The organism is Streptococcus sp. HMSC057G03 (genome assembly GCF_001808745.1).
GTDB classification, from domain to species: domain Bacteria; phylum Bacillota; class Bacilli; order Lactobacillales; family Streptococcaceae; genus Streptococcus; species Streptococcus parasanguinis_Z.
The window spans coordinates 297865-310779 of record NZ_KV794434.1 but is presented as its reverse complement, the minus strand read 5'-3'; the positions used below and the strand labels follow the sequence as shown (position 1 = coordinate 310779).

Here is a 12915-nt window from a genome sequence, read left to right as displayed (position 1 = left end):
GAGGGCTTTTTATTTGTTTGCATAATACATCTCGTAGTAATCCACATGGATGAAATTGTCCGTCAGGATTACTTCTCCCTTAAAATAAGGATTTAAGGCAAGCGCATTGATAAAGTATTTTTTCGGCCATTTACGCATACAGAATGTCCGACTGCGCGAACCATCATTAAAAATGAGCTTGATCGATTTCTTATTTACTTCGACCTTTTCAATCGAGTCAATCTTCACCTTGATTGGAGTAAAAGGATTGGCTGTAATAATCCGCAAGATCCCATCCTCATAGATCGTGAAGTAACGATGGACCCCAATCGCGAGCAAGACCATAAATAAAAAGAACGAAAACAAAACTAGCGTTGGCACACTAGAGCTCTCATACATCAAGGCCAGTCCAATAAAGACCGGAATCACTGCAATAGACCAATAAATCACAAGAATAGATAAGTCCGGTTGCCAATGATAATGGACCTTTCCAAATATCTTAATCATGAGCGTACCCCCATCTAATAGTTTAGCATAAAAAACAAAAAAAAGGGAGCCAGACAGCCAAAATCACAAAGATTTTTACCTGCTAGCACTCCTTTTAAAAGTTTCATTCTGTTCTAGTTCTTATTTTGAGATACTCTAAAGTATTCATAAACTTTTTCTTTGATCATTTTTAATTCACTTTCAGGAATTTCCTCTACCTTACTCCCTGATGTTTTTTTCAAAACAGTACCTTCGGAGTATATAGAACTGAACATATTGTCATTGTTATCTTGTGAAAATAGGGAGGTGCCTAAAAAATAATTTGTCGAAGAATAATCTAAAAAATCTAGAACAGTAGGTGTCATATTAAGAGAATTTTTCCCATTCACGTCTATTGTCTGAGACGATACACCTTTATAGTATATAAAAAATGGAATTTTATCCAAACTTACATGATCACGGTTTTCATTTGGGAATGCTTTTTTATATTCATCATCAACATACGTCGCATGGTCAGTGGTGAAAATAAGGACTGTATTTTCTGAGATTGGACTTGAATTAAATCGATCCATGAATTTTTTAAACTGCTGATCCATCTCATAGAATCGATTGAGAACTCTATCATTACCATCTCCTAATTTATAATTATATCCGTCAGAACCTATATGTGTCCCAAATGTGTACATTGAAATTAGAAACGGAGATTTATTTTTTGAATAATTCTCTATTTGTGAGAACAGTTCCTCGTACGCTTCTTTGTCAAATGAGATTTTTCTACCATTTTCCAACTTTGAACTATAGATATTATCAAAACCTAAATCAGAAAGGTAATCTGTAAATTCTTTATTTTTAGGTTCAGTATTTATAAATTCAGTTTTATATCCTTGTCCACTTAAAAATTTAGGAAGAGAAATTAAGTAATTCCGTGAATTATTCTCAATTTGATAACCCGAGAATAATTGACTTTCTATACCTCGGTATGTTGCAAACGTATGATTATAATAATTTCTAAACGATATAGATTTCGACTCATATTCTTTAATTGTTGGAGTAATATTTCTACTGTCATCGATAATATGATGTGAAAATCCCTCAGTAAAAATTAAGATTATATTTGGCTTATCAGGGAGGTTTGATGGTTTTTTAACATAATCTTGAACTCCATCTTTAAGAAATTTTTGTTTAAGCTTTTCTGATTTTATTAGGGTCTCTCGTTTTACTTTTTCAAACTCAATTTTATCTTGTACCAAATTATATGTTGAAACAGTAGGAGACATTTTTACCGGTAAAAATTGTAATACAATTAATTCAAATACTAAAATCAAAATAGCAAAAATAAGATCTTGGAATTTCCATATTGGGTCATCTTGCAGATTTGCTCTTTTGAATTTTGACGTATCTAACAATTCAATTTTATTAATCGGTAAAAAACTAAAAAACAATAATAGTAAAATAGCAAAACCATAGATAAACGCTCTACCACCCAATGCTTCCCATGAACTTATGTTATCAACCATAGTCAATGTAACATACGAAGTTCCAAAATTTAACACAAGTATTTGTGTATTATACAACAGCAGTAACACACTATTGAAAATTTGAGTGATAACTTGAAATCTCTTGATAAAGAAATTACTCAGAAAAAAAATTAATGACAATTCAATTAAAGATATGATTGTATAACCAAAATTTTTTGTACTACTGATAGCCAGTAATGAAATTATTAGTGAAAATAAATATTTTATCAAAAATAAATTCTTCAAATAATATAACTCTTTAGCCTTTATTATCTTTCTCTTTAATTCCATTAACTTCTCTCTACTACTCTCTTTAATTCCATTAACTTCTCTCTACTACTCTCTTTAATTTATTAACTACTTTTTTAAAGATACTAATTTTCTCATTTCTCACAATTTCGTTTGAGAAAAATTCTATTGATGAATACACATTTTCCAAGATTTCAGAAGGAAAGTCTGAAATTGATTTTATTTCACATTTTAATTGATTTGCTTGTTCTTGATGTGATTGTAGCGCTTTTATTTTTAAAAATGGTACCCTATGATTCAAGATGTCAAACGGTCTATAGTAAGAAAAATCGGGATGAAGCATATCATCTGATTTTTCCCCTAAAGTATTAAATACAACCTGGTAGTTAAATCCTGTTCTTTTTAATTCAGATGTAAATTTCGTTTCATAATTATCAATAACTTGTCTCACATTATCATAAGATTTTACATTCATCCAAAAACTTTTAAACACTTTTGATGAAACAACTTCTCGGGAATAGGAAACAAAATAACTTTGCACATGTTCTCGAAAATATTTTGTTTTTTTAAAGTTTGTCATTCCCCAAAAATCACAATCTATAGCGGATTCAAATGATCTAAAATAAGGTTCTAATGGCCAAAGAGGACCTATACAAGTGTCATTCATTAATGTCACAGAATCATACTTTTCCAAATGATCAAAACCAACGTATTCCATTCCATCTCGCCAAGCTGCAAAATCAAATCCGATATTTGCTCTTTGAATAATTTCAGTTATTCCAATCATTTCTAATTTTCGCATGTAATTCTTTTCTAAACGACTGTTGGATATTAAAATTACACGGGAAAAAAGTGGTTTTATTTGCTCTAACTGATAAAGAACATGCTCACTCACCTCATCAAATTTATTATAATGAATGTACAGAAGAATTCTATTCATCAACTAAAGTCTCCCAATGACCATTCCTCTGAATCAATCCAGTAGCAGAGTCTTTTGCAGAAATATCATCAGCAGAAATATCTGTTCGATTTAACAAAATTATAGGTGAATTATTTCCCTTTGCAAATGCAAGTATTGTATTCGAACTATCTCTTACAGAAATTTGAAGTTTTAATTTGATATCATTCAAACTTGATAAACTACATGAGTAACGGAAATTCTTTCTTCCTTTTCCAGCTGTCAAAAAATCTAAAGAATTATCGTTATATACCCAAAGTCCGCGGTCTATTTCAGTTAGTGAGAAAGCTATGTAAGTTTTAATTTCCTGATTAACATCATATGACACCTCAAACTCAATGGGATCTTCAGGACTTGACATTTTATTCGAAAGCAATTTTATATTTAAATTGCTTACAGCTGAATCCTCAACTGTAACATCATCATTTGAAACCCTTTGACTTGATGCATTATCATAACTATATTGATTTGCAACATCGTCAGGGTTTCCAACTACTTTAACCAACCCATTTTCAATTAAAACTGCTTTATTACAATATTTTTTTACGGCATTCATATCATGGGTAACAAGAATCGTCGTCTTACCTGATTTTTTACGTTCCATAAAGTAATCATTACACTTGCGTTGGAAGGCTTCATCTCCTACTGCAAGGACCTCGTCCAAAATCAAGATATCACCTTGGGCCTTAATCGCAACCGAAAAGGCTAGACGAACCTGCATGCCTGATGAGTAGTTCTTTAGCTTCTGGTTCATGAATTCATGCAACTCAGCAAAGTCTACGATGTCATCATACATGGCATCAATTTCAGCCGTTGAGAAGCCCAGCATGGCCCCGTTCATATAGACATTTTCCCGACCTGTCAGTTCTGGGTTAAAGCCCACTCCAAGCTCAATGAAAGACACCAATTTCCCATTGATGGTAACAGAACCTTTTTCCGGCACATAGATTTCTGAAATTATTTTTAATAGAGTCGATTTTCCAGAACCATTTCGACCTACGATACCATAAAAATCACCTTTTTCAACCTCAAAAGAAATATCACGTAAAACTTCTTGTTTCTTGTAACCCTTAATCCCCCTAAAACGGTTTACTAGTGTTGTTCGTAAACTTTGAGTTGACTCTGTTGGTAATTTAAAAAATTTACTTACATGGTCTACCTTAACTGCTACATTACTTGACATTATAAAATCTCCGCAAATCGTTTCGAATTTTTATTGAAAACAATCAAACCAATCACAAAAATGAATACTGGAATACAATATGGAATACAAGCTATCATTTTATTATCAAAGATATCCCAACCACGTGGATTAACTGGATCAATAATAAAATGACGCATATCTTGTAGCATTTGAGCTATTGGATTCATCATCAACATTTTAGCAACTGCCAAATGATTTCGTTGCAATAAATAGGTAATCGAATAAATAATAGGACTGGCGTACATACCTGCTTGAAGAACAACTTCCCAGACCGGACCAATATCTCGATATTTAACAAATAAGGCCGATAGGATAAATGCACACCCCATAGCTAAGATTAACATCTCAATAAATAAAGGAATAATTATTAGAGAATGAATACCAAATGAAACATTATTTATGAGAGCAAATACAAATACTACTAAAAGATTAATAGAAAAATTAATTGCAGCTCCAAAAACTGAAGAGACAACAATTGTTTGCTTAGGAAAATTCAATTTGCGTAGCAAATCTCCTCTTGAAACAATAGACAACATTCCCATATTTGTTGCTTCCGTAAAGAACGTCCAAAAGATCATTGATAAAAGCAATCCAACAGCATAATGCGGTGTTCCATCATCAAATCTTAAGAAGCGAACAAATACCACATACATGATACTAAACATCATCAGGGGCTTTAAAATAGACCAAAGATAACCGATCGCTGATCCTTGGTAGCGTAATTTAAAGTCTGTTTTGATTAACTCTCGTAATAAAATTCGATTTTTCTGACTAAAAACGTCAAACATTATTTTTTACCTCGATATGCAAACTTTGTCAGAATCAAGCTGGTAAACACAAAGGTGTGAAAGGCTCGGTTCTTACGATAACCATACTTGCGAATACGAGCCAAACGTTCCTTGAACGGGACGTCCATGATTGTCACAAAGTTTTCAATGATTTCTTTATTTTGGAGACTGACAGGCAGATCCAATAAATTTTTTGCTTGTTCTTGACTGGACTCGATGAGATTCCAATATTTAGCAAACAGAATATGAGGGCGAACCCAGTTTTTGACCCGTTTTCTAAGGGTACGAGCTCCCAGAACATTGCTACTGTGTTGCCGGTACAGTTCTGTTGGCTGATCGATATAGATGAGCTTCCCAAAGGCAGTTGCCAACAAGGCCAAATACCAGTCATGCATGAGGAGATCATGTTTTTCTTGACCTGTCCATAACTCTGCCAATGCGTGGTTAATCATGGCTACACCGCCAGTTACCGTATTTTCTGTCAGCTCTTGAATCAGTTCGGTATTGGCATGATCAGACTGGGTGCGAATCATACTCTCATGCTGCACGTTCAAGTTTTCATCGACCACTTTTAAATCTGTGTAGACCAGTAAAGGCACTTCTTGAGGGTGCTTGGCCGCTTCTGCTACTTGAAGAGCAATTTTTTCAGGAAGCCAAACATCATCTTGATCACTGAAGCAATAAAAATCAGCTTTTTCATATTTCAGAAGCGCATGGAAGCTCTTGATGACACCCAGATTTTCGATAGCTCCTTGATTGATAAAGCGGATACGCTCATCCTGGGCCACCAACTCTTGAATAATCTCTACCGTACCGTCGGTTGACCCATCATCTCGGATCAAGAGTTGCCAGTCTTGATAAGTCTGGTCTTGGATACTTTTGACCTGCTCTTTTAGATACTGTTCCCCATTATAGGTGGACAACAAGATATTTACTTTCATGATAAGAATAATTCCTCGTACTCACCTACAATTTTTTCCCAGGTAAAGTTTTGCTTCATATTAGCCTTGGCACGTTGACCCCATTCAGATACATCTTCTAAAGAATCAACCTGGTCAATCAAATGCGCCAAATTCCCAGTTTCTTTGGTCCAATATTGAGCTGTGTCCTTGGCAACCGTTTGGTTAAAGGAGACCCCTAAAACTAAATTCAGATCCGTCTGGGCAAGAGCCTCTAGGAGACCAGGATTGGTTCCGCCCACTTCATGACCATGGATATAGGCAAAGGCTTCTTTACGGATATACTTCAACAGGTCTTGATCATAGACGGTTCCTACAAACTTAACACGAGGATCCTGATCAAATCCAGTACAATCTCGGAGCTCCTCAAAATAAGGATTGCCTTCCTGGTTACAAATGATCACCAAATCCCGTTTGGTGGAAGAGGCCATAAATTCACGAATGGCGGTCTCATAATTATTTTCTGGAACAAAGCGACCCAAAATTAAGTAATAGTTTTTCTCCTGAGTCTTCCACTTGTGATAGAATTCTCGGACCTTATCATCCTGACTGTTTAGGCTGGTCGGTGACAAGTCCGTCCCATAGGCAATATAGGTCGTTTTGGACCAAGGATAGGTTTCCTTGATATAGGACTCAATACCTGGGTTGTCTGAAATTACCAAGTCAGCGTGGCGCGTCATGATCTTTTCAGAATACTTGAGATAGGCTTGAATCGGTTTAGCCCACTTGGCCCGCTTCCACTCCAGTCCATCTGGGTTGATATAGAATCGTCCCCCCAATTTATGGATCTTATGCGCAAAAGGCGCCACAAAGGCTCCGATTGTATTGCCCAAGACGTAAAAAATCGGAAGTTCAATTCCTTGTTTCTTAATAAGCTTCAAGGCATAGTTGATGGCCATCATATCATAGGCGATGACACGCGCAGGCCCAAGCTTAGGGGCTTTAATCGTAAAACAATCCACACCCTTGTAGTCAAAATGTTGATAAGCTTGATCATTAGAAAGACAAGCAACATGGTACTGGATATCTGGAGACACTTGATGCGAAACCAATTGGTCCACAAAAGTCTCAAAACCGCCATATTGAGCCGGAAGCCCACGACTTCCGATAATAAAAACATGTTGCATAGAGTTCCCTTTCAAATCATTCACAGTCCATTCAATTATACCATTTTCTAAGCTTTTTGCCTAATGCAAACAGAAAAGGGAGTGTCACAGAAGGAGCTTTAAATAAAATTCCTTCTGTAACACTCCCACAATGATAAAGAATTCTAACCAAGTTTCTTCAGTCTAAATATTTTTTTAAAAGCAGATTTTACACTCTTTATTAGAGCTTTTCGGCTGTTTAAAAAATCTGTATCTTTCTGATTTACTTTTTTATGACGCAATTCATCATCCTCAATCTTTTCAGTAATATTAGCATAAACTTTCTCAAGAGAATATCTCTCTTTTAAACTTGGAACAGATTGTACTGCTTCAAATTTCTCTTGGTCAAATCCATCAAGGACCTCTGAAATCATTCTAGTTAAAGCATCTAAATCACCCAAAGGGTAGATGCGACCTTGCTCATTCATATATTCAAAAGCAGATTTATGTCCCGCATTATCTGATAAAATTGTTGGAATACCATTTAAAACAGACTCAACATAAACAAGACCAAACGTCTCCATACTAGATGGAAAAACAGCTAAATCCTTATCAGTAATCTCCGACCAAGGATCATCTAAATACCCCAAAAATGAGATATTTTTCAAATCTTGCTCTGCAATATAATCATCACAGAGTTGTTTGTAATCCTCATCCCATGCGCCTAAAAATACAAGTTCAGTTCCTGCTCGATTAAGCATCTGAAAAGCTTTAATTAACTCAAGCTGATTCTTTCTCTGAGTCAAGCGACCAACTGAAACAATACGATGTTGATCATTAGATTCAGTTTTTACATCTTCTTTTGGTTCAATTTGAGTATAGGGTGCAAAGGAATAAATCTTCCTATTTGGAAAATACTTTTCTAAATCCTCAGTTAAAGCTCCTGTTACAGCAAAGATTTCATCAGAAAACTTATCTATAAAATCTAGTTTTTCTTTGTAGTAACCGAACTCCCCCTCAGGAAATTCATGAATCAACCAAAAATGTTTGACATTCTCAAAAGCTGCAGCAAGTGCTCCTTGAAAGACGTTGACTGTATTACTGATGACAAGTTCCACCTTGTTATCTACAATAATATTTTGAATATCTTTAACATTTTTATTATAAGAATTCACTCGTATAAAATGATTAGCCGGCAAACCACCCGGTGCTTCTTCCCACCACCATTTGACAGCTGAAAGACCATAGGTCTCAATCCCTTCTTTCTGAAGTCTTACTTGATACTCTTCTTGAGATGGAACTTTATAATCAGGAAAAACGTTTAATACACGATAACCTTTTTTCACAAGAAATTCCATCAGATTTACAATTGAGATTTCAGCACCATTATCCAACGTTCCTGTTGGGGAAATGAATAGAATTGTTTTGGCCATAATTTTTCTCCTACATCCAATAGAAAGGAATTATCAAAAAAATGGAAATTAGAAAATTTACTAGTAGTGTTATGGTTGAAATTTTTAAAACTTTATTTTGCGAGATTTCAAAGTTTCCTAAATTTGCCACTAAAGGTAAAAAGAGGATTAAAAATGGTGTAAAATATCTTCCTTGAGAACCAACTGAAACAGAAGCCCCGTGTCCAAGAACAATCGGTGTCCATTGAAGGTACATAACTGTTACAGTAGCTAGAACTTGAATTGGAAACAACCAGGCTGCAAAAATTGAAAAATCTTTTGAAAAGAAATCTTTTTCATTAGCTAAGAAAATTAAAACCAATACTGCTATATCTATAAAAATCAGCCATAGAGGTAACTGCAATGTAAAGTTTCCTAAATAACCAAAAACTCCTATTGTGAGAATAGAATTTAAATCTCCATTTTGCCTTGCATTTACAAGTGTATTTAAAAGGACATGAATATAATGGACGAGACCACCTTCATTTCTCATTAAAAATTGTAAAATGAAACCTATTGTTATAAGTAGTAAAAGATAAAAGACAAACTTATATCTAGAAACTATAATCTTTAATGACTCAAACGGTCTATTTAAAACTTTTAATACACCCTTAAATTCAAATGATACAAAAGGTATCAAACCTAATAACAAAATATTATTTGGTTTTGTTGCTAGAAGCAAAATCGCAAGGCCAATCACTTGAACAAAATTACGATTGGTAAATCGTTTCGAATAGGCGAGATTCGTGATAAAACCAATAGCCAACATCACTTCCAAGTAATTCATCACATCATAAGAAAGAGATGAAGCTTGTTGGACCATAATTGGTAATAGTGATATAAACATCAAGGCTGTCTTTCCATACTTAAAATAACGTATTAAAAAGTATAACCCAAGTATATAAGCTAATGCATTAAAGATACGCCCCATATAAATGATCATCCCAACCGAGGGACTAATCCAACTTCCTATCGTCATCCCAATTAATTGAGGTAAAAAGGAAATCGTTTTTAGACTAATACCAACTTTAAATGGCTCATTCTTCATTTCAATTTTGCGTGCTAGGAGTTGTTTATATTCCTTTGGTTTAACCTTATCATTACTTGGTATCTCATCCATCCACTTAAAGGAATTCTCCGTTGGTTTGTGGAAAGTCTCCCAAGTCATACGCGCGTGGTTCATTTCATCTGGCACACGATTAATCGGAAACAGAAACATAAATGAAAAAATAAAAATCGTTGCTAATATGAAAAATAAATTTTCAACTTTTATCTGTTTAATTCTGTTCAAAATAAGTCACCATTTCATCTTTCTTGCTTAAGGTACAATTTTCAAGGACTGCTCGGTATGCTGATTCTGCTAAGTTTTGCCTTAATTCTGGAGATAAAACTAAAGCTTCTAGCTTGTCAAACCACTGATCATCAGTAGCTAACAGACCTGTTTCACCATCAATAACCATATCTGAGAAAGCTCCTATCTTGCTTGCTACTGTTGGTACTTTCACCAAAGCAGCTTCAATCCACTTAATCTCAGATTTGGCACGATTAAAGATAGAATCCACAAGCGGTGCTAGGTTAATATCGACCTCGCTAATCAATACAGGTAATTTGTCCCAGTCCACATAATCGTGAGTGACAATTTGATTTTCAAAGGGCTTCATATCTTTTGGAATATCAAGAATTCCGACAATATGTAATTGAACATTACTGTATTTTTTAAGCAGTTGCTTAATAGCTGGTTTAATCAATTCAAAATTCTCATTATGACTTATTGAACCAGAGAAATAACCAATCTTAACCACGTCTGAGACTTGAGAATAGTCCTTAAGAAATTGACTACTGATAGAGATTAACTCATCAGAGGCTAGATTACGATTCAGCAAAACCTTGCTTTGATACTTCTTCAACTCTTTTTGCAACTGATTCGTTGAAGTAATAGCACCGTCACAGTTCTCTAGCATATAACCATAGTTTCGAACATTAGCATCATAATTTTCCTTCTCATGGTGTGGTAATCCTTTAGTATAACTCAATTGATCAGTATATAGCGTATCAAACACCAAATCATCAATATCAAAGAAAATTGGTTTTCCATAGTCCTTTGCCAAATGGCAAAGACGGAGAAGTTCAGGAGAAATTGGTGACCGATATATGATAATATGACTTGCATTTTGAGCTTGAGTCAATTCGAATTCTGATAAATTTACTACCTTAACTTTAAATCCATGTTTCCGTAATTGCTCTGCTTTATTTAAAACACGATAGCGCGTACATTGTGGAATAATATTTTCAACACCATCAATCAATAAAATATATTGTTCACGAGGAACAGCTTTGAATTTATTGACAATATCTTGCAAAATTGACACTGGGTAATCTGTCTTCTCAGCAACATACTCGAGCAAATCCGGAACTTCTGACTCACGCTCAAGACCTTGCCACAAGAATTGATCCTCATCATAATTTTTCAAAGCTGTGTATTTGACCAAAGGGCTACCTGCTTTCAGCATCCTCAACGGGTGAATATACATAGCAGAATCTTCGTATTCATGCACCACAGCATCGAAACGATAACCTAAATCAGAAAAATACTTGGTAAAACGTGTCTCATGTCGACCAATAGCCTTATCGCGAGAATCTGTGTCTGTCAAATGTGTCCAATATTCATAAAAGGCATCATCATTTAACATGAGCTTTTCAATAACTAGAAAATACGACTGAAGGTGCTTAGGAATATAGCCGTATGGGTTCTCCTTCGTAACATCTTCTTGCTCTTCTCCAAAGGAAATCCCCCAGAAATCAAGATGCTTATCAGTCATCTCTTGACAAACTTGAGACAGATCCCTCATCGGTCCAATATTGGTATCATTGACCAAGAACAGTTGATCGTAATCTTTAAGCTTATCTTTACCAAGAGCAAAGATCCCCTCTCTAAAGGCAGCTGTGTCATATCCCTTATTGTCACGAGTCAAAACTTGTCCATAGGGTTCAAGTGTATTGATATCTTCAACATGAAGCTGACCGTTTACAACAACAATGACATCATCCATCAACGGGGACAAGGCCTGTAAAAAACGTAATTTGTATTCTTGCAGCCGATTTTCAGATTCGAAAATGACATAGACTAGCGCTCTTTTACCAGTAAATGACAGAGCAGACCGTTGACTATTTCTAAGACGACGTAACCGACGAACCTTAAGTGGGGTCACATGACGACGTAATCTAACAATTTTCTCCTTTGTAGCATTTAAATAAGACTTGATTTTTCGTGGATTTTTTAATAAAACCTTCGTGATTTTAATAGGTTTAATCAGAGAATTCCCTATACGATACGAAAGAGAACTTCGAATCAGTTGTATTTCTTTACGAGCCTCTTTCAATTCTTCTACTTGCGTTTGACTCTTACGATGAAGTTGTTTCTGCTTTCTTTGTAATTCTTTTACATATTCAGAAACATCATTATGGTGACTTATTAAACTTTCTAAACGATCTTCTAAAGTCATGAGATTATCACAAACTGCTTTATAAATCTCATGAGGAAGTTTATCCAAATACTTCTCAAGGATCTCAAGATATATTTCATAATGATATTTGACTGAATTACGTAAAGAAATAGATCCTGTTTCAAATACTCGATAAAATAACTTTGTATTTGGTTGGTAACAAGCTTTAGCATTTCTATTAATTACAAGATTCAAGAAAAAATCATAATCTTCCAATTTTTTTCCTGATAAATGTTCATCATATCTGATTTCACCAAGAATATCTTTTCTAACTAACGAACAATTGGAAATATAATTTGCCGTCAAAAAGCTATATATTTCAAAATTTCTAGCTTTTAAATAAATTTCATTTTTTTCAAAATCAAACAAATCACAATAAACAATATCCGCCTGTTGATTTATTGCACATGAATAAAGTTCTTCAACATAGTCATCTGGCAAATAATCATCACTATCAACAAAGAGAAAATATTTTCCATTAATCAGTTCTATACCCTTATTCCTTGTTTTTACAACCCCCATATTTTTATGAGATTCAAACTTTACCTCGAAAGGCGAGTCCTTTAAAGTCTTAAGAATAATCTGCTTAGATCCATCTGTAGACCCATCGTCCAGAACAATTAGTTCGATATTCTGATAAGTCTGTTTAAAAACACTTCGCAAGCATTGCTCAATATACTTTTCGTGATTATAACAAGTTACAATCACAGAGATTAAATTTTTCATTATTTCCGTC

General features: G+C 34.5%; 10 protein-coding genes. All 10 read right to left on the bottom strand.

Features of this window, described 5'->3' with window-relative positions; all coding sequences use genetic code 11:
- Positions 1 to 9 precede the first annotated feature (9 nt).
- Entirely contained in the window at positions 10 to 486 is a 477-nt protein-coding gene (locus HMPREF2686_RS09865; protein WP_049506529.1) for an EbsA family protein, read from the bottom strand.
- Between the two features lie 113 nt (positions 487 to 599).
- Positions 600 to 2273 carry an LTA synthase family protein gene (locus HMPREF2686_RS09860; protein WP_049506530.1) on the bottom strand — a complete coding sequence of 558 codons (1674 nt, stop codon included), beginning with the start codon at positions 2271 to 2273 and terminating at the stop codon, positions 600 to 602.
- A 31-nt stretch (positions 2274 to 2304) separates the two neighbouring features.
- Positions 2305 to 3171 (bottom strand): rhamnan synthesis F family protein, encoded by an 867-nt coding sequence (locus HMPREF2686_RS09855; protein WP_049506531.1) that lies wholly within the window; start codon positions 3169 to 3171, stop codon positions 2305 to 2307.
- Positions 3164 to 4372, bottom strand: coding sequence for an ABC transporter ATP-binding protein (locus tag HMPREF2686_RS09850; RefSeq protein ID WP_049506532.1), 1209 nt, complete (start codon positions 4370 to 4372; stop codon positions 3164 to 3166). Before HMPREF2686_RS09850 ends, HMPREF2686_RS09855 begins: the two co-directional genes overlap by 8 nt.
- Positions 4372 to 5181, bottom strand: a complete 810-nt coding sequence (locus HMPREF2686_RS09845; RefSeq protein WP_049506533.1) for an ABC transporter permease — start codon at positions 5179 to 5181, stop codon at positions 4372 to 4374. Before HMPREF2686_RS09845 ends, HMPREF2686_RS09850 begins: the two co-directional genes overlap by 1 nt.
- The gene (locus HMPREF2686_RS09840) at positions 5181 to 6122 is read right to left on the bottom strand and encodes a glycosyltransferase family 2 protein (protein WP_049506534.1); all 942 of its coding nucleotides are present in this window, start codon (positions 6120 to 6122) and stop codon (positions 5181 to 5183) included. The genes HMPREF2686_RS09845 and HMPREF2686_RS09840 overlap by 1 nt, the downstream gene beginning before the upstream one ends.
- A complete protein-coding gene (gene cps2T, locus HMPREF2686_RS09835; RefSeq protein WP_070450536.1) occupies positions 6119 to 7267 on the bottom strand; it encodes a beta 1-4 rhamnosyltransferase Cps2T in 1149 nt (382 codons plus the stop codon). Before cps2T ends, HMPREF2686_RS09840 begins: the two co-directional genes overlap by 4 nt.
- 143 nt (positions 7268 to 7410) lie before the next feature.
- Positions 7411 to 8658, bottom strand: coding sequence for a glycosyltransferase family 4 protein (locus HMPREF2686_RS09830; RefSeq protein WP_049506536.1), 1248 nt, complete (start codon positions 8656 to 8658; stop codon positions 7411 to 7413).
- Between the two features lie 10 nt (positions 8659 to 8668).
- Positions 8669 to 9967 carry a DUF2142 domain-containing protein gene (locus tag HMPREF2686_RS09825; RefSeq protein ID WP_049506537.1) on the bottom strand — a complete coding sequence of 433 codons (1299 nt, stop codon included), beginning with the start codon at positions 9965 to 9967 and terminating at the stop codon, positions 8669 to 8671.
- Positions 9954 to 12905 (bottom strand): rhamnan synthesis F family protein, encoded by a 2952-nt coding sequence (locus HMPREF2686_RS09820; protein ID WP_049506538.1) that lies wholly within the window; start codon positions 12903 to 12905, stop codon positions 9954 to 9956. Before HMPREF2686_RS09820 ends, HMPREF2686_RS09825 begins: the two co-directional genes overlap by 14 nt.
- Positions 12906 to 12915: the final 10 nt, after the last annotated feature.

Bases quoted from the DNA above. Each gene is read 5' to 3' on its own strand.
- HMPREF2686_RS09865 (WP_049506529.1), bottom strand. From the start codon at position 486: ATGATTAAGATATTTGGAAAGGTCCATTATCATTGGCAACCGGACTTA.
- HMPREF2686_RS09860 (WP_049506530.1), bottom strand. From the start codon at position 2,273: ATGGAATTAAAGAGAAAGATAATAAAGGCTAAAGAGTTATATTATTTG.
- HMPREF2686_RS09855 (WP_049506531.1), bottom strand. From the start codon at position 3,171: ATGAATAGAATTCTTCTGTACATTCATTATAATAAATTTGATGAGGTG.
- HMPREF2686_RS09850 (WP_049506532.1), bottom strand. From the start codon at position 4,372: ATGTCAAGTAATGTAGCAGTTAAGGTAGACCATGTAAGTAAATTTTTT.
- HMPREF2686_RS09845 (WP_049506533.1), bottom strand. From the start codon at position 5,181: ATGTTTGACGTTTTTAGTCAGAAAAATCGAATTTTATTACGAGAGTTA.
- HMPREF2686_RS09840 (WP_049506534.1), bottom strand. From the start codon at position 6,122: ATGAAAGTAAATATCTTGTTGTCCACCTATAATGGGGAACAGTATCTA.
- cps2T (WP_070450536.1), bottom strand. From the start codon at position 7,267: ATGCAACATGTTTTTATTATCGGAAGTCGTGGGCTTCCGGCTCAATAT.
- HMPREF2686_RS09830 (WP_049506536.1), bottom strand. From the start codon at position 8,658: ATGGCCAAAACAATTCTATTCATTTCCCCAACAGGAACGTTGGATAAT.
- HMPREF2686_RS09820 (WP_049506538.1), bottom strand. From the start codon at position 12,905: ATGAAAAATTTAATCTCTGTGATTGTAACTTGTTATAATCACGAAAAG.